The organism is Ruegeria sp. AL7, from assembly GCF_056536105.1.
The window spans coordinates 176,414-193,226 of record NZ_JBQFJF010000002.1; the positions used below are offsets into that span (position 1 = coordinate 176,414).

The 16,813-nt window shown below is 58.8% G+C and carries 18 protein-coding genes and 1 riboswitch; of the genes, 9 read left to right on the forward strand and 9 right to left on the reverse strand.

Features of this window, described 5'->3' with window-relative positions; genetic code table 11:
* The first annotated feature begins 53 nt into the window (after positions 1 to 53).
* The gene (locus ACR3E2_RS18005; RefSeq protein ID WP_480484874.1) at positions 54 to 269 is read left to right on the forward strand and encodes a hypothetical protein; all 216 of its coding nucleotides are present in this window, start codon (positions 54 to 56) and stop codon (positions 267 to 269) included.
* Positions 270 to 285: 16 nt separating this feature from the next.
* Here the strand turns inward: ACR3E2_RS18005 and ACR3E2_RS18010 are convergent, their stop codons facing one another.
* From ACR3E2_RS18010 to ACR3E2_RS18035, 6 genes are all read right to left on the reverse strand, one after another.
* Complete coding sequence (locus ACR3E2_RS18010) at positions 286 to 936, reverse strand: energy-coupling factor ABC transporter ATP-binding protein (RefSeq protein ID WP_480484875.1); 651 nt, start codon at positions 934 to 936, stop codon at positions 286 to 288.
* Positions 933 to 1,712 carry a cobalt ECF transporter T component CbiQ gene (gene cbiQ / locus ACR3E2_RS18015; RefSeq protein WP_480484876.1) on the reverse strand — a complete coding sequence of 260 codons (780 nt, stop codon included), beginning with the start codon at positions 1,710 to 1,712 and terminating at the stop codon, positions 933 to 935. The genes ACR3E2_RS18010 and cbiQ overlap by 4 nt, the downstream gene beginning before the upstream one ends.
* Positions 1,712 to 2,275, reverse strand: a complete 564-nt coding sequence (locus ACR3E2_RS18020) for a cobalt ABC transporter permease (RefSeq protein ID WP_480484877.1) — start codon at positions 2,273 to 2,275, stop codon at positions 1,712 to 1,714. Before ACR3E2_RS18020 ends, cbiQ begins: the two co-directional genes overlap by 1 nt.
* Positions 2,272 to 2,883 carry a cobalt transporter CbiM gene (gene cbiM, locus ACR3E2_RS18025; protein ID WP_480484878.1) on the reverse strand — a complete coding sequence of 204 codons (612 nt, stop codon included), beginning with the start codon at positions 2,881 to 2,883 and terminating at the stop codon, positions 2,272 to 2,274. Before cbiM ends, ACR3E2_RS18020 begins: the two co-directional genes overlap by 4 nt.
* Positions 2,884 to 2,889: 6 nt before the next feature.
* Entirely contained in the window at positions 2,890 to 3,675 is a 786-nt protein-coding gene (locus ACR3E2_RS18030) for a DUF4198 domain-containing protein (RefSeq protein WP_480484879.1), read from the reverse strand.
* Positions 3,676 to 3,807: 132 nt separating this feature from the next.
* Positions 3,808 to 4,006: riboswitch (cobalamin riboswitch) on the reverse strand.
* A 121-nt stretch (positions 4,007 to 4,127) separates the two neighbouring features.
* Complete coding sequence (locus tag ACR3E2_RS18035) at positions 4,128 to 5,318, reverse strand: ROK family transcriptional regulator (protein WP_480484894.1); 1,191 nt, start codon at positions 5,316 to 5,318, stop codon at positions 4,128 to 4,130.
* Between the two features lie 189 nt (positions 5,319 to 5,507).
* On the opposite strand from ACR3E2_RS18035, the gene ACR3E2_RS18040 reads away from it, so the two are divergent.
* The 4 genes from ACR3E2_RS18040 to ACR3E2_RS18055 all read left to right on the forward strand — a co-directional run bounded on the left by ACR3E2_RS18040 (position 5,508) and on the right by ACR3E2_RS18055 (position 9,116).
* Entirely contained in the window at positions 5,508 to 6,527 is a 1,020-nt protein-coding gene (locus ACR3E2_RS18040; protein WP_480484880.1) for a substrate-binding domain-containing protein, read from the forward strand.
* Between the two features lie 107 nt (positions 6,528 to 6,634).
* A complete protein-coding gene (locus ACR3E2_RS18045) occupies positions 6,635 to 7,708 on the forward strand; it encodes an ABC transporter permease (protein WP_209508213.1) in 1,074 nt (357 codons plus the stop codon).
* Positions 7,708 to 8,484, forward strand: a complete 777-nt coding sequence (locus ACR3E2_RS18050; protein ID WP_480484881.1) for an ATP-binding cassette domain-containing protein — start codon at positions 7,708 to 7,710, stop codon at positions 8,482 to 8,484. The genes ACR3E2_RS18045 and ACR3E2_RS18050 overlap by 1 nt, the downstream gene beginning before the upstream one ends.
* Positions 8,481 to 9,116, forward strand: coding sequence for a nucleoside/nucleotide kinase family protein (locus ACR3E2_RS18055; protein WP_480484882.1), 636 nt, complete (start codon positions 8,481 to 8,483; stop codon positions 9,114 to 9,116). Before ACR3E2_RS18050 ends, ACR3E2_RS18055 begins: the two co-directional genes overlap by 4 nt.
* A 40-nt stretch (positions 9,117 to 9,156) precedes the next feature.
* Here ACR3E2_RS18055 and ACR3E2_RS18060 read toward each other — a convergent pair whose 3' ends face one another.
* Entirely contained in the window at positions 9,157 to 9,867 is a 711-nt protein-coding gene (locus ACR3E2_RS18060) for an aspartate/glutamate racemase family protein (protein WP_480484883.1), read from the reverse strand.
* Positions 9,864 to 10,568: a GntR family transcriptional regulator gene (locus tag ACR3E2_RS18065; RefSeq protein WP_480484884.1), complete on the reverse strand. Its 705-nt coding sequence runs from the start codon at positions 10,566 to 10,568 to the stop codon at positions 9,864 to 9,866. The genes ACR3E2_RS18060 and ACR3E2_RS18065 overlap by 4 nt, the downstream gene beginning before the upstream one ends.
* A 111-nt stretch (positions 10,569 to 10,679) precedes the next feature.
* On the opposite strand from ACR3E2_RS18065, the gene ACR3E2_RS18070 reads away from it, so the two are divergent.
* Positions 10,680 to 12,374, forward strand: coding sequence for a thiamine pyrophosphate-binding protein (locus ACR3E2_RS18070; RefSeq protein ID WP_480484885.1), 1,695 nt, complete (start codon positions 10,680 to 10,682; stop codon positions 12,372 to 12,374).
* Here the strand turns inward: ACR3E2_RS18070 and ACR3E2_RS18075 are convergent.
* On the reverse strand, positions 12,335 to 13,255 hold the full coding sequence (locus ACR3E2_RS18075) for a LysR family transcriptional regulator (RefSeq protein ID WP_480484886.1): 921 nt from the start codon (positions 13,253 to 13,255) through the stop codon (positions 12,335 to 12,337). The two genes, ACR3E2_RS18070 and ACR3E2_RS18075, sit on opposite strands and share 40 nt — an antisense overlap.
* A 97-nt stretch (positions 13,256 to 13,352) precedes the next feature.
* On the opposite strand from ACR3E2_RS18075, the gene ACR3E2_RS18080 reads away from it, so the two are divergent.
* From ACR3E2_RS18080 to ACR3E2_RS18090, 3 genes are read left to right on the forward strand one after another with little or no spacing between them, the layout of a single operon-like run.
* Positions 13,353 to 14,486 (forward strand): enolase C-terminal domain-like protein, encoded by a 1,134-nt coding sequence (locus ACR3E2_RS18080; protein ID WP_480484887.1) that lies wholly within the window; start codon positions 13,353 to 13,355, stop codon positions 14,484 to 14,486.
* On the forward strand, positions 14,483 to 15,733 hold the full coding sequence (locus ACR3E2_RS18085; protein WP_480484888.1) for an NAD(P)/FAD-dependent oxidoreductase: 1,251 nt from the start codon (positions 14,483 to 14,485) through the stop codon (positions 15,731 to 15,733). The genes ACR3E2_RS18080 and ACR3E2_RS18085 overlap by 4 nt, the downstream gene beginning before the upstream one ends.
* Positions 15,734 to 15,787: 54 nt before the next feature.
* Positions 15,788 to 16,765: a TRAP transporter substrate-binding protein gene (locus tag ACR3E2_RS18090; RefSeq protein ID WP_480484889.1), complete on the forward strand. Its 978-nt coding sequence runs from the start codon at positions 15,788 to 15,790 to the stop codon at positions 16,763 to 16,765.
* Positions 16,766 to 16,813 lie beyond the last annotated feature (48 nt).

Here is a 16,813-nt window from a genome sequence, read left to right on the forward strand (position 1 = left end):
TGTGATTTGGCGGCACTTGGTTTTTGGGGTTACGCTTGAACAGGAGGGGCGCTATGCAAAACCCGGAACGTTTCGAAAAATTCTACTTTGCCAAAGTTGGCATGGGCGAAGCCTGCGGTTGCGCCGAGCGCATCATCGACGTTTTCGAGTTCAACCGAAAAGGTGGCGCGCAATCAAAACACCCGGTGAAACAGGACCGGCGCAGACGCCTGTCGTTTCGGGCATGGGCGGTCAGATATGGGCTTATGAGCCGGAAGCGGCAGGGCTGAACCCGGATTGGTCCTGTCAGACAGCAACCAGTTTTCCGTCTCGCAAATCCAGCGCATCCGGTGCCAGTTCAGCACGGAAGGCCGGGGAATGGCTGACAAGAAGGATCGCTTGCGGCAATTCCCGGAGGATTTCCAGCAGCCGGGCCTCGTTCCGTGGGTCCAGCGCGTTGGTGGGTTCATCAAGCAGCAGAACCTCGGGCTCCATCGCCAGAACGGTCGCCAGCGTAACCAGCCGTTTTTCACCCCCTGACAATTTGTGGGTGATGCGGTTCTTCAGATGCATCAGGTCCAGATCACTCAATACGTTTTCAACGATAGCAAGCGCTTCGTCGCGCGTTCTGCCCAGGTTGAGCGGGCCAAAGGCGATATCCTCGGCGACGGTCGGGCAGAACAGTTGATCATCCGCATCCTGAAACACAAGCCCCACCCGGCGGCGTACGTCGTGAAAATCGGCCTCTTGCACCCTTTGCTGACCAAAGATCGTGACCGTGCCGGACCGTGGGCGCTGCAAGCCAAGCGTGATGCGCAGCAAGGTCGATTTTCCCGCCCCGTTCGGACCCGTCAGCGACAGGCGTTGACCGGCGGACAGGCTGAGGCTGGCACCGTCCAGAACGGGTGGCTGACCAGGGTAGGCAAAGCAGATATCTTCAAGCGCAATCAGTGTCATGCCAAATCCAGTATGATCAGACCCGCGCAAAGGGCACCAAGACCTGCGGCAAAAACGATGTCCCTTCGGGTCAGGGCAAAGTCCTGAAGCAGCAGCATACGGCCTGAAAACCCCCGGCATTTCATCGCATCAAGTATGCGTTCGGATCTTTCGATCGCGCGCACCAGCATCATGCCCACGAGATAGCCAAAACTACGATAGGTGTGCCAGTTTGTTGCCGGGCGAAAACCGCGTACCTTCATGGCCGCGCGCAGGCGCAGGTATTCTTCCCGCAGAACCTCGATATAGCGGATGGTGAACATCAGAAGGTGAACCAGCTTTTCGGGGCAGCGCAGGCGGTGCAGGGCGTGGCCAAGCGTGACCGGCTCCATCGTGCCGACCAGCACCATCAGGGACAGGATGACCGCGTTGGCCGTCAAGGCGATCTCGACCGCTTTCCAGAAACCCTGCCAGCTTGCGGGAAACCCCCAGAGCGTGAACATCGGGTCGCCGGGCATGGAGAATGGCAACAGCACCAGCATGAAAAGGATGAACCCATCCATCATGGCCATGCGTTTCAACGTTTTCCGCCAGGGCAGACGCGACGCGGCAAGAAGCGAAAGGGACACCGCCAAAGCCGCGCACAGCGCTGTCAGCGAGGACACCGCGACAGTCACCACCGCGAAGACAACCGCCATGACGATCCGCATCCTTGGATCAAGCGGGTTGATCGCGCCGCGCCGCTGCGCGCCCGCTTTGATCAGCGTGCTTTCCTGTTGCCCCAGAACGTGCGCCATCAGGCCGCCAGCTTGCGGCGTGCCGCAAAGTAAAAGCCCAGACCAAACAGACCGACGATATATCCGATCCCACCCAGAACAGTTTGCAGGTCATTTTGTTCGCGGTAAGCCGCTATTTCCCGACGCAGCGGGCGCAGCTCATCCCGCACGGCCCTGGCAATGACCTGTTGTTGTTCATCGCTGAGCACCGCCGCTGTCTGGGCAGGTGCGTTTGTCGGCGCGGTGTCGGGTTCCGCTTCAACGCCCATGATCCGGGCGACATCCGCAGCGGGCATGGTGACCTCGGCCACATGCCCGGCACCAAGGTTTGCAAAGAAAGTATGGGCCACCGGCGCGTTTGGCGTGTAGATAAAGAACCCGTCTGCATCTGTTACGATACGGCCCAGCTCGGCTCCGTCCGGGCCGTTGACGATGACCTCGGCCCCGCTTGCCATGTCACCATTGGAAAAGCCGATTTCGCCTTCGATGGCGTCACCGGATTCAAACACTCCGGCTATGACCTTATGCGCCAAGGCAGGTGCGGGTGCGCAGCACAGCGCCAGAATGATCGCCAGGTACCTCACGCGGCCGCTCCTTTGACAAACAGCTCGGGCTTGACCTTGCGCGCCAGCAAAACCGCGAACCCGGTCAGGATCGCCTCAATCGCCATGACAGGAATATGTGCAAAGAAAACAAGCTTGGCCGCTGGCAGGAATGCATCCCCGGACAAGGCCAGTGAAAACGCAACCATGCCGGTTGTAGCGGCGATGGCAAAGGCACCGCCGACCCCGCCCCATATCGCACCTTGCAGAGGTGAGCCATGGGCGATCAGGCGGCCAAAGATCAGCCCGGCCAAAACCGCGGGCAACGCGATGTTCAGGGTGTTGATCCCCAATACCGTCAACCCGCCAAAGCCAAAGAAGACGGCCTGCAGCAAAAGCCCGACGAACAGGGCCGGGAATGCGGCCCAGCCCAACAAAAGCCCGGCCATTCCGTTGAGGATCAGATGCACTGACGAAGGGCCAATCGGCACATGAATCAGCGATGCCACGAAAAAGCTGGCAGACAGCACTCCCGCAGTGGGGATGCGATCAAGATCCAGCGACCTGAGGCCCATGGCAATTCCACCCGCAGCAGCGACTGCACCGCCGATCACGACAGGGTTGGACAAGGCTCCGTCAACGATGTGCATCTACGGTTACTCCAAATCCCAGGCGCGGATCCAGATCACCGCGTCCTGGCTGAGTTCTTTGCCGTTGTGTTCGGTCACGGGACCGGCGCCGAGTGCGGCAAATCCCCAATATCCGGCTTTTGGAACGCCGAACGTGAAATACCCGTTATCATCCGAAATTGCGACCAATGCACCACCCGGCATCGGCGAGACCGACGGGGCGGAAGCGGCCGCGCTTTCCATGTCCGGTTCTGCGGCCATGTACTCGATCTCGATCTCGGCACCCGCAACCGGTTGGCCTTCGGCCATAACCCGACCTGTAAACGTCGAACCCGCGATGATGTTGGTTGGTTTGTTGAGCGGGATGATCTCAACCGGCAAGCCCACCGGGTTCATCCAGTCGGTCGGCAGTTCGTTGCGGTTCAGGAATGCCTTGGCAATCTGCTGGATATAGATATTCTCGGATTCCTCGTAATAGGGCTGGGGAACAGTCACCAGCACATAGTCGCCCGACCGTTTGACGGGAACATAACCCTTGAATGCCGCGCCTTCGTTTTCGCCACCGGTGAAACGCACGGGTTCCAGGGTATCCAGCAGGTCGGTTTTCTGACCGTTGTGGATCACGTAGAATTCCTGCGGCTTGTCCAGATCCATAACGTGCCCGTTCGAGAACGGATGCCAAAAGATCAGCTTGACCGGAACATTCCCCGGTGCGTCGATCATGGTGTCAGCGGTGTATTCCAGCAGGAAATGAGCATTTGCCACCGCTGGAAGCGCTATCGCCACAGCGGCTGCGGAAAGCAGCTTGGTCATCAATAGTCGTCCTTGTCCCATCGTACCAACCCCGGTACGAGATGCGTTTTGACTGCGGGGATGTCCAAGCTAAGCTGCTTTTTCAAGCATCCTGCTCCGACGCACATCCCGTCGCCGATTAGGAGTGCCCTTGTCAAAGGCACATGTCCGGCAGGTATCCTGACTTGCGGGTCAAAGCGTTGGGCTGGCCTTCCCGGATTAACACCAGTGGCACTTCAGCCCTGCTCGCCGCTTACAGTTGCGGGTGCAGTTGCGGAATTGGGCCAAAGCCCGCACCGCATTCCCTATTGATTCCAGAGCACGCCCCGGAACCGGACATGCCGAGCGGCTTGCCAGACTTCTTCGGCATCCGTCAACGATCAATTGCGCTGGCTGTCAAAAAGTTTAGCGGGCGATGCCCTTTTTCCGACGGATCCGCTTTGGATGCAGGTCAGGGTTTTTCGGGAATGAACCTACCCTTCGAGCAGGTATCTTTCCGACAATGGCAAACTGGCCGCCCCCAATGAGCGGGCATCCGGGCCTGCCGTCCCCACCTGCACCAAGGGCCGTTCAAGCCCGGTCAGGTTCATGTCTGATAGCTTGACCTCGACCAATTCCACCAGCCGCGCCTTGATGCCTGTGGGCATCCAGCCATCAATCTTGACAGATTCGAAGTCGATCAGGCTGCAAGACGAGACGATGGCATGTGCGATCCCGTGCGCCGCTTGTTTCAGCCAGTTCTCAAGGTGGGTTTCCGGTAGGTCCCAATGCTGTGTCGTTTCCCAGATTGAGCCGGCTGTTTCGGCATTCCCACCAACTGCGCGCTCCAGCACATAAAGACTGGCGACATCTATCAATGGTTTCACTCCGCCTGCGTCGTCCGGCACGGGCAATGGGCCAAGCGCACCGGCGTTTCCCCGCCCCGAAAAGATCGAGCCGTTCAGAACCACCCCGCCCCCGATGAAGAAGCCCACATAAAAATACAGGAAATCTCGTGGGCCTTCCGCCGGGCCAAAGACCAGCTCGGCACCGCAGGCGGCCGTTGCGTCGTTCTGCAGGAATACCGGCAAGTCATAGCTTGCGGCCAGCGCGCCTTTCAGGTCCGCGTCACGCCACGGATCCATTTTCTCCTGCGGAACCTGCAATGTCTGCGCCCAGTCCCAAAGGTAGAACGGCATCGCAATCCCAAGACCCGCGATCCGGCTGCGCGCCTCGGGCGACAGTGACGCCATCACTTTGTCGAGGCTTTCTTTGGAAAAGCTCAATGTCGCCTCGGGCGTCGGAAAATCATAAGTCCGCCGCTCACGGTGCCTGACATTGCCAAGGAAATCCGTCAGCACCAATTCGGTACTGCGCCGCCCGACTTTGAGCCCAAAGAAATAAGCGCCATCCGGGTTCAGGCGCATGGGAACCGAGGGCTGTCCGACTTTTCCCCGGATCGGTTCGCCCCGCAGAAGCAGCCCATCGGTTTCCAACTGGCGCATGATGACCGAGACCGTCTGCGCCGACAGCCCGGTCATCCGCGCGATTTCAGATTTTGCGAGGGCCTGATGGCGCCGGACCAGTGACAGGACAAGCCGTTCATTTCGGGCCCGCATTCCACTTTGGTTGGTGCCGCGCATATCTGGCTCGCGTACGCCAGTGGTATTGTCCAAAGAGTTCATTGCAGACACGGCCATCCCCTTCATGACGACAATGTTGAAACCCTTCCTTTCTGTCAATAATAAATAAGAGTGATTTATTTATTGACTCAAAATTCGAATCTTGTGATGGTTTTCACGTTCGATCGGGCCGGTTTTCGCCCGATCAGACGTATGCCCGGACGGGCATTGGGAAAACTGGGAGGACTACCGATGAAACTTGCGAAACTTGCAGGAGCCACGGCGCTGGCGGTTTCGGCCATGGCAAGCAGTGCAATGGCCGAAGGTGAAACCGTTTGCCTGATCACCAAGACGGATACCAACCCTTTCTTTGTTAAAATGAGAGAGGGTGCGACCGCTAAAGCCGAAGAGCTTGGCATGACGCTGAAGGCCTTTGCCGGCAAAGTCGACGGCGACCACGAAACTCAGGTTCAGGCCATCGAAACCTGCATTCTGGATGGCGCAAAGGGTATCCTGCTGACCGCGTCAGATACGTCGTCCATCGTTCCGGCGGTGCAGCAGGCCCGCGATGCCGGGCTGCTGGTGATTGCGCTGGACACCCCGCTTGAGCCTATCGACTCGGCCGACGCGACCTTTGCCACCGACAATTTCCTTGCGGGGCTTCTGATCGGACAATGGGCAAAAGCCACTCTGGGAGATGCGGCAAACGACGCCAAAATCGCCACGTTGGACCTTGCGGTCAGCCAGCCCACTGTGGATGTGCTTCGCAATCAGGGGTTCCTGCAGGGGTTCGGTGTTGATCTGGCCGATCCGAACGTGATTGGCGATGAAAACGACCCGCGTCTTGTTGGTAGCGATGTCACCGCTGGCAACGAAGAAGGCGGTCGTCGCGCCATGGAGAACCTGCTGGCCAAAGACCCGACGATCAACGTGGTGCACACCATCAACGAACCGGCGGCAGCGGGCGCTTATGAAGCGCTTAAGGCTATCGGGCGCGAAAATGACGTGTTGATCGTTTCCGTCGATGGCGGCTGCCCTGGCGTGCAGAACGTGGCGGACGGGGTCATCGGCGCAACATCCCAGCAATACCCGCTGCTGATGGCATCGCTGGGCGTTGAGGCTGTCAAGAAATGGGCGGACGAAGGGACGAAACCCGAGAACACACCCGGTAAGGACTTTTTTGACACCGGCGTGGCGCTTGTGACGGATAAGGCCGCCGACGGCGTCGAGTCCATCTCGGTTCAGGAAGGCATGGACCTCTGCTGGGGTTAAGCTGAACGTGTGGAAGGCCGCAGCGCGGCCTTCCACTTATCAAAACCACCCACACGCCTGAAACCTTGCTAAAGTCGTCATAAACCTGACGCTTTGGGGGAAGTTCTATGTCCGATTCTTCACGACAAGCTGACGATTTCGAAACCGCCGCAAAAGGCAGCCCAGAGCAAGTTGCCGAGTTTGACGATCACCAACGCGGATTTGTCGGGACGGTTCAGCATTTTCTGCATGTGAACCCGTCGCTGGTCCCGCTGATTGTCCTTGTCGCTGCCATCGTCATCTTTGGTGTCTTGCTGGGCCCCAAGTTCTTTTCGCCCTTTGCGCTGACATTGATCCTGCAACAGGTTCAGATCGTCGGGATCGTGGCGGCGGCACAAAGCCTTGTGATCCTGACCGCAGGCATCGACCTGAGTGTTGGGGCCATCATGGTGATGTCGTCGGTTGTGATGGGGCAGTTTACCTTCCGCTATGGAATGCCGCCTTCGGTTGCGATTGTGTGCGGCCTTGCTGTTGGCTCGGCAATCGGGGCCTTGAACGGGTTTCTGGTCAGTCGCATCAAGCTGCCGCCTTTCATCGTCACTCTTGGCATGTGGCAGATCGTTCTTGCGGCGAATTTTCTTTATTCACAAAACGAAACGATCCGGTCGCAGGAGATCGAGGAACACGCCGCCATCCTGCAACTGTTTGGTGCCAAGTTTAACGTGGGCGGGGCGGTGTTTACCGTCGGGGTGGTCTTCATGCTGGCGCTGATCCTCGTCCTTGCATACGCGTTGCGGCACACGGCCTGGGGCAGGCATGTTTATGCCGTCGGAGATGACCCCGAAGCGGCAGAACTGTCTGGTGTCAACGTGCACCGCACGCTGATATCCGTCTACATGCTGTCCGGGCTGATCTGCGCCTTTGCGGGCTGGGCCCTGATTGGCCGGATCGGGTCGGTTTCGCCAACCTCGGGCCAGCTGGCCAATATCGAAAGCATTACCGCGGTCGTGATCGGAGGGATATCGCTGTTTGGCGGACGCGGGTCTATTCTGGGGTCCCTGTTTGGTGCCCTGATCGTGGGTGTCTTTACGCTTGGGCTGCGGTTGCTGGGCGCGGATGCACAATGGACGTTCCTGCTGATCGGCATCCTTATCATCGCAGCGGTCGCGGTCGACCAGTGGATCAGAAAGGTAGCAGCCTGATGGAACCCATTCTCAAAGGACGGAACCTTGTGAAACGCTACGGCAAGGTGACTGCGCTGGATCACTGCGATTTTGACCTGATGCCGGGTGAGATTCTGGCGGTGATCGGCGACAATGGCGCGGGTAAGTCGACGCTGATCAAGGCAGTGTCCGGCGCAGTGACGCCAGACGAAGGCGATGTCTGGCTTGAAGGTCAAAAGGTGAATTTCCATTCACCAATCGACGCGCGTGAAGCCGGTATTGAAACCGTCTACCAGACGCTTGCCATGTCCCCTGCCCTGTCGATTGCGGACAATATGTTTATGGGGCGAGAAATTCGGCGAAAGGGGCCGCTCGGGTCGTGGCTTCGAATGCTAGACCGTCCGGCGATGGAAAAGTTCGCCCGCGAAAAGCTGAGCGAACTGGGTCTGATGACCATCCAGAATATCAATCAGGCCGTCGAAACCCTGTCGGGTGGACAACGTCAGGGCGTTGCCGTGGCACGTGCAGCGGCGTTCGGGTCCAAGGTCATCATTCTGGACGAACCGACAGCAGCACTGGGTGTCAAGGAAAGCCGCAGGGTCCTTGAACTGATCCAGGATGTGAAATCACGCGGCATTCCGATCATCCTGATCAGCCACAACATGCCTCATGTATTCGAAGTCGCAGACCGGATTCACGTGCACAGGCTGGGAAAACGCCTGTGTGTGATTGACCCCAAGGACTATTCGATGTCCGACGCCGTAGCATTCATGACCGGGGCCAAGGACGCACCGCCCGAGGATCAGGCTGCATGACCGGTGGCGGCACCGCCCCTGACGTTCTGGCCGACAGCATCGTCGACGCCGTTGAGGCGCTGCCGCCGGCCCGACACCGGCAACTTGTCGCGATTGCGGGCCCGCCCGGATCCGGGAAAAGCACCGTTGCCAGCCTTGCCACGGCCAAGCTGAACCGGCGCGGCGTGTCAGCAGGGCTTGTGCCAATGGACGGTTTTCACTTTGACAACGCGATCCTGAAGGAACGCGGGCTTTTCGCCCGCAAGGGCGCGCCGGAAACCTTCGATCTTGCCGGGCTTCATGCCTTGCTTGTGCGTTTGCGCACCGAAGATGAAGTTGCAATTCCGGGCTTCGACCGAAAGCTTGATCTGGCGATCGCTGCCCGATCAATGATCTCGCCTGATCAGCGGGTCATTCTGGTTGAAGGCAATTACCTTTTGCTGGATGAACCGGGCTGGGTGGGCCTTCATCCCTTATGGGCGCTCAAGGTGTTTCTGGGCGTCGATCTTGCTACACTGGAAACCCGGCTCACCGACCGTTGGGTTGGGTTTGGGCTGGACAAACAGTCCGCAAGAGAGCGGGCGCTTTCAAACGACATTCCGAATGCCGAGCGGGTGATCCGGAACTCGGTACAAGGCGACCTGAACCTGTGACATCTTAGGGCGGGTCAGTCAGAGCGCCCGTGTCACTTGTCTAGTAGGTGGGCGGAACAAGACCGGCCTGAAACCACTTCACGAAAGACACGATAGAAAACACGGGCAGCCCTGTGGCGCGCTGAATATCGGGCGCGTAGGGGCACATATTCGTGCATTCCAGCACGATCGCGCCAAGATCGGTGTGTTCCGATGTCAGGGCCATTGCGGCTTCGACATTGTCTTTGCGGGCCTTTTCCACATCAAGACCAAGCTCATTTCCAAGGATTGCGCGGGTGAACTCCGCCCCGCCTTCGGTTGTGCCGATAGGCGTGTCCAATGGAACATTGGCGGCCAGCAAGTGATCTTGGGTCAGAGTGGAGGCTGATATGGTCAGAACCCCGGCGCGTTTTCCCGCCGGCAGGATGCGGTTGACCATTTCAACCTGCATCAGGGACGATGTGGCCACCGGAACCGGGACCGCCTGGGCCAGCTCTTTTTGGAACAGCGACAGAAACCCGCAATTGGTGGTAATCCCGTCCACACCATCTTTGACAAGCTCCTGCGCCGCGTCGATGAACACGTCGAGCATGCCTTCGGCTTTGTGCCGTACCACCCGATCCGGCGAGGCATCGCGCACAATGCGGTAGTGAACCGGAAAGGGCCAGGTCTGCGCGTTGCCCATATCGCCGGGAATGCGGGGAAAGCGGGCATCCAGCATCAGAATGCCGACAGACGCGCCGTAGATGGATTTGCCGCCCTGCGCGATCATCCCTCAACCTCCTCGATGATACGGGTCGAAATATCGTCCGACCCTTCCATGTAGATGTTCGAAATCCCGTGACGCACGGCATCCTGCACCTGATCCATACGCTTGGAGATATGTGCAGCCAGAACCCGTGCCGCCTCATCCGCGTTCCGGTCCATCAAAGCCTGCATGACGCGTTTGTGTTCGTCCTTTGAGCGTTGCACGCGGTCCAGGCTCATGGAAATCCAACGGATATAGCGGATACGGTCGTTGATCCGCGCCAGGGTTTGCAGCAGTTCCATGTTTCCCGACAGCTTCGCGATACCCAAATGAAACGCCTCATCCCGGTTGACGGCTTCTTCGACAGTCAGACCGGTGATGTCGATGCCCGTTGCGTAAAGCTCGTCCCGCAGCAATTGCAGGTCGTGGTCCGATGCCTTGGCACAGGCCGCACGCGCCGCCGCTGTTTCGATGATCTGGCGCAGTTCGAACAGGTCGAACACGCTTTGCGCGTCCAGCGGGCGGCAGAAAAAGCCTTGTCCGGGGCGGAAGTCGAAAAGCCGTTCGGCAACCAGACGGTTCAACGCCTCGCGCAGCGGGGTGCGGCTGACGCCCAGATCCCTGGACAACGCCACTTCGTTCAGGCGGTCGCCGGGGCGCAGGCGAAACGAAACCGCCATCGCCTTGACCTGATCATAGATATCATCGACGCGCGGACCCGCCATTACCCCTGCCCTTCTTCGTTTGAATCACAGGTGCCACACGCTGAGCTTGAAATCAATATACAAAACTGTATACAGGCCTGAGTACAGTTTTAACACAAGGGACTCGCAACCATGACAGGGACAAATTTTCTGACCGGAGCCGAAGCCATGGTGCGTATGCTGGAAGCGCATGGTGTGACGCATATGTTTGGCCTGTGCGGCGATACCACTTTGCCCTTTTATGATGCCCTTGCCCGGATGGATCACGGCATTCAGCACATTCTGACACGGGATGAACGGCACGCGGCCTATATGGCGGATGGCTATGCCCGCGTCACCGGCAAGCCCGGCGTGTGCGAGGGCCCGTCCGGCGGTGGTGCGACCTATATCTTGCCCGGAGTGGTCGAGGCCAACGAAAGCTCGGTTCCGATATTGGCAATCACGTCGGATGTGGCGACGACCAGCCGCGGTAAATACCCGTTGACCGAACTGGATCAGCCTGCGCTGTTCCGGCCTCTGGCCAAATGGAACACATCCCTCGACGACGCAGCGCGGCTTCCGGCCATGGTTCGGGCCGCCTTCAGGGCGATGACGACCGGCACGCCCGGTGCGACGCATCTGGCGCTGCCGTTTGACACGCAGAAGGGGCAGGTAGACGAGGCTGAAATCTGGGCGGATGACAGGCACCGCAGCTATCCCGCTGAACGGGCCGCACCTGACCCGGACGCCATCGAAGCAGCGGCTGCCATTCTTGCAGGGGCCAAATCCGCGGTTGCGGTCTGTGGTGGCGGGCCGGTTTTGTCCCGGGCGACCGATGCGCTGCGCCGGGTTGCAGGCCTGCTGGACATGCCCGTGGCCACGACCGTGTCGGGTCAGGGGTCCATTGCCGAGACCGACCCGCTTGCCCTGGGCGTTGTCGGGTCGAACGGGGGCATCCCGGCAACCCGCGCAGTCGTGGATCAGGCCGATGTCGTTTTGTTCATTGGCTGCCGCGCCGGTTCGGTCACAACGGAACGGTGGCGAAGCCCCGGGCGCAGCACCACGATCATCCATATCGACAGCGATCCGATGGTGATCGGCGCCAATTACCAGACCGAAGTGGCTATCTGCGCTGATGCCCGTCTGGCGCTGGAGGCTTTGGCGCTGGCACTGGAAAACCGGCAGGACCTGACCAGCCAAGGCGGAGCAGCCAAAGCCCGCGCCGCTTGGGAGGCCAAGAGGACCGCGTTCGCCCCGCTGGCCGCAAGTCGCGAGACGCCGATCCGGCCCGAGGCTGTCATGGCGTCCTTGATGGACATTCTGGATGACGACTCGATTGTGGTCGCTGACCCCGGCACCCCCTGCCCCTATTTCAGCGCATATTACCGCTGGCGGAAACCGGGGCGCCATTTCATCACCAACCGGGCACATGGGGCGCTGGGGTATTCGCTGGGCGCGGCCATGGGGGCACATGTCGGGCGGCCATCGGTTAAAACCCTGTCGGTCATGGGCGATGGCTCGTTCGGGTTCACCTGCGGCGAGTTTGAAACGATGGTCCGGCACAATATGCCAATCACTTCGATCGTCTTCTCGAACTCAGTCTTCGGATGGATCAAGGCTGGCCAGAAAGCGGGATTTGGTCAGCGCTATTACAATGTTGATTTCAACCGGACAGACCACGCCGCTGTTGCGGCGGCCTTTGGCGTCAAATCCTGGACCGTCAAAGACCCCGAGGATCTGACGCGCGTGCTGAAACAGGCGATTGAGCATGACGGCCCAACACTTGTCGACATTCACTCACAGCCGCTTCACGAAGCGGCCGCACCGGTCTCGGAATGGGTCGCGTAAGCGGCAATTGACGGGGTCAACTGGGCCAGAAATTCCTGCGCAATCGTGGACAGAGGGCGTCCCTTTGCCGTGATGATCGCAAGATCCAGCATGACTGGCGGCGCAAATGGGCGGGTCAGATACCCGCTCTCGTCGTCAAAGGTCACGGTAAAGGGGTCGATCATCGCGACCCCCATACCCTGTTTTACAAAGCTCAGCAGGTTTTCGGAAAGATGGGTGTGTATCTGGGTGCGCCATGTGTGACCGGATGTCTGAAAGATGTCGCGGGTCCGGCGATGGGTCTGATGTTCCGGCCCCATTACGATGAAGGGTTCGTTTTCCAATATCTCTGGCGTCAGAACGTCGTGCTCGGCCAAGGGACTGCCCTCAGGAAAAGTCGCGAGCGTTTCAAACTGAAACTCCTGATAGTTCAGTGTGTCATGCAGAATGGGCATCTCGACAATACCGATTTCAAACAGGCCCGAGATGACCCATTCCTGAATCTTGGATGAATATTGCGACTGAAAGCTGACAGACAGGTTGGGGCGCGTTTTGGCAAACCGCGCGATCTCGCGGGGCATGAAACCAAAGGACAACAGGTGCGGCGCGGCAACCTGCAACTGTCCGGGATGTTTGTTTTGCAAATCGGTCACGGCCTGCGCCACGTGGTCCAGCCCGCGCACGACCGTGTCGACCTCGCGAAATAGCATCTCGGCCTCAGGGGTTGGCAGCAATCGGCCTTTTGTCCGTTCAAACAGAGGCAGACGCGCTTCGCGTTCAAGCTGTGCCAGAAGGTTGCTGATGCCGGGTTGCGATATCCCAAGAACCGAGGCCGCGCCGGTCACAGTTCCGGTTTCCATTATGGCATGAAAAGCCTGAAGTTGGCGAAAGCGCAGGGACAACGATGATCACATCACTTTTTCTGATGAACTTACGAAAATATAGTATTTGAAATGATAGTCCGGTCAAGGCAGGCTTTCCCCATCGACAGGGGGCGAAATGAGCAATCTGGCACAGAAAATCATCGGTTATGACCTGTGGCATCTTGAACTGCCGGTCACATCCCGCCGGGATCACGGCATCGGATCGGTTGAAGGCGTTTGCGAAGTCGTCATCCTGCGCCTGACATCCGAGGATGGCACCCAAGGGTATGGCGAGGCGTCGCCCTGGTCGGTATTCACCGGAACACCCGAAGCGAGTTTTGCCGCGCTGGACCGTTATCTGCGCCCTCACGTTCTTGGGGCATGCGTTGGGGATCGGGCCGCCATCATGGCACGTGCGGCTTACGCCGTGGCACATTGCACCGAAGCCAAGGCCGCGCTGGAAACCGCGCTGTTGGATTTGGCAGGCCGGATCAGCGGTGTTCCGGTCTGGTCCTTGTTGGGTGGTCGCTTCCGCGACAGCATTCCGCTGAGTTGTTCCATCGCAAATCCCGACTTTGCCCAGGACATCGAACTATTGGCACGCCTGCGTGAGGATGGTGTTCGGATTGTCAAACTCAAGACCGGGTTCAAGGATCACGCCTTCGACATCATGCGGCTGGAGTACCTTGCCCAGAACGACCCGGAGCTCTCGGTCCGCGTGGACTATAATCAAGGGCTCAGCATTGATGATGCGCCATCGCAGGTGCGGGACGTCGCTCAGTTCAAACCGGATTTCATTGAACAACCTGTCCGCGCCCATCAGTTTGGCATGATGGCAAAGCTGCGGCAGATGACGGATGTTCCCCTTCTGGCCGACGAAAGCGTCTTTGGCCCCGAAGACATGGAGCGCGCGGCACGCGAAGGGATCTGCGACGGGGTTTCGGTGAAGATCATGAAGTCAGGCGGCCCGACCCGCGGGCAGACGGTTGCGCGCATCGCTGCGGCCCATGGCCTGACGGCCTATGGAGGTGACATGTTCGAGGCTGGCCTGGCCCATTTGGCGGGCACGCACATGATTGCCGCGACACCGGAAATCTCTCTGGGCTGTGAGTTTTATCAGGCGTCCTATTTCCTGAAAGAGGACATTCTGGAGCAGCCATTTCAGGTCAAGGACGGTCAGGTTTGCGTGCCTCAAGGCCCCGGACTTGGCGGAAGACCCGATCTGACCAAACTGAATCATTATGCGGTTGCCAAGGCGGTGACAGAATGACGGAAAAGAAAACCATAGCCATCATAGGGGCCGGAATTGTCGGCGTTTCGACTGCGGTTTGGCTGCAGCGGGATGGTCACAATGTGATCCTGATCGACAAGGCAGGCCCTGCCGAAGGTACCTCGCACGGGAATGGCGGGGTATTGGCCTCGTGTTCGATCGTACCGGTAACAGTCCCCGGATTGTTGGGAAAAGCACCGAAGATGCTGATGAGCCCCTCGCAACCGTTGTTCCTGAAATGGGGGTATTTACCAAAGCTTCTTCCGTGGCTTTGGAAATACCTCAGACATGCAAACGCCGCCGACGTCGAGAGGATCGCCGCAGCACTGACATCCATCGTTGGCGACAGTCTGAATGATCACAAGGCGCTGGCGGCCGGAACGGGGGCGGAAAAGTGGCTGGTTCCTTCAGATTACCTGTTTCTTTACAGGGATCGCGAACATTTTGAGGAAGATGCCTTTGGTTGGGATATCCGGCGCAGGAACGGGTTTCAGTGGGACGAATTGGAAGGTCACGCCTTCCATGAATATGACCCGGTTTACAGTCAGGGCATCGGATTTGCCGCCCGGCTTTCGGATCATGGCCACATCACCGACCCCGGCCGGTACGTGAAAGACCTTGCCGCGCATGTTGAGGCGAACGGCGGTCGCTTCATACGCGCAAATGTCGAAGATGTGGTTCGGGAAAACGGACATGTCACCGGTGTTCGGGCCGGTGGCGAGACAATTGCTTGTGACGCAGCCGTCGTGACGGCCGGGATCTGGTCGGGCCCATTGGCAAAGCGCTTGGGAGTTTCTGTTCCTCTTGAAAGCGAACGTGGTTATCATCTTGAATTGGTAGAGCCTTCCGCGATGCCGCGCAGCCCGGTTATGGTTGTCTCGGGCAAGTTCGTTGCGACACCGATGGATGGGCGCATACGCTTGGCGGGCATTGTTGAGTTCGGAGGGCTGGATGCGCCGCCCTCGCGCGCTCCGTTCGAGTTGATGCGCAAAAATGCCCGGGCGGCGTTCCCGGGCGTGACATGGAAGGAGGAAGTGGAATGGATGGGGCACAGGCCCGCCCCGGCTGACTCGATCCCGGTCATTGGCGATGTGCCCGGTATCAAAGGGGCCTACATGGGCTTTGGTCATCACCATATCGGCCTGACAGGCGGGCCAAAAACCGGGCGCCTTCTGGCGCAGATGATTGCGGGCAGAACGCCAAATGTCGACATGAGCGTCTACGCGCCGTCACGATACGCAAAATAACAAACAAACCGGTGAAAAACGCCGGTGTTTCCAAATTCAACAGGGAGAAGAATGATGAAGAAACTGACGAACCTTCTGGCGGCAACTGCGCTGACTGCCACCGCTGCTGCACCCGCCATGGCCGAAAAATGGGACATGCCGATGGCCTATTCGGCGTCAAACTTCCACTCGGCCACGGGTGCGGAATTTGCCAAATGCGTCACCACCGGCACCGGTGGTGAGATCGAAATCGTCACGCACCCGTCCGGATCGCTGTTCAAGGGCGCCGACATCAAACGCGCGATCCAGACCGGACAAGCCCCGATCGGTGAGCGGTTGCTGTCCGGACATCAGAACGAAAACGCATTGTTCGGGTTTGATTCCATCCCGTTTCTTGCAACTTCATTCGACGACAGCGCCAAGCTTTGGGAAGCAGCCAAACCTTCGATCGAAAGCCTGCTGGCCGAACAAAACCTGACACTGCTTTATGCAGTGCCGTGGCCGCCGCAGGGTCTTTATTTCAAAAACGAGGTGAACTCGGTCGCCGAGATGAAGGGTATCAAGTTCCGCTCGTACAACAACGCCACTTCGCGGCTGGCCGAGTTGACCGGGATGCTGCCGGTCACCATCGAAGCGGCTGAAATCAGCCAGGCTTTTGCAACCGGGGTCGCGGATTCAATGATATCGTCGGGATCAACCGGGTATGACCGCAAGGTTTGGGAAAGCCTGAACTATTTCTACGAGGTCGACGCCTGGCTGCCGCGCAACTATGTGATGGTCAATTCCGACGTCTGGTCTGGTGTATCCGATGCCAACAAGAACGTCATCAAGGGCTGTGCGGAACTGGCGGAATATGCCGGGAACTGGCGCGCTAAGGAATACACCGGCTTTACCTTGCAAGGCCTGCGGGATGGCGGCATGACCGTTGGCCCGGCATCGGATCAGATGGTGCAGGAGTTGAAAGAGATTGGCGTGACCATGACCAATGAATGGCTGGAGGCCGCTGGGGACGAAGGCAAGGCCATCGTCGACGCCTTCAATTCGTCGCAGTAATCCTTTCCGAACGGGCGGTGGCATATCCTGCCGCCCGTTTCACATCCA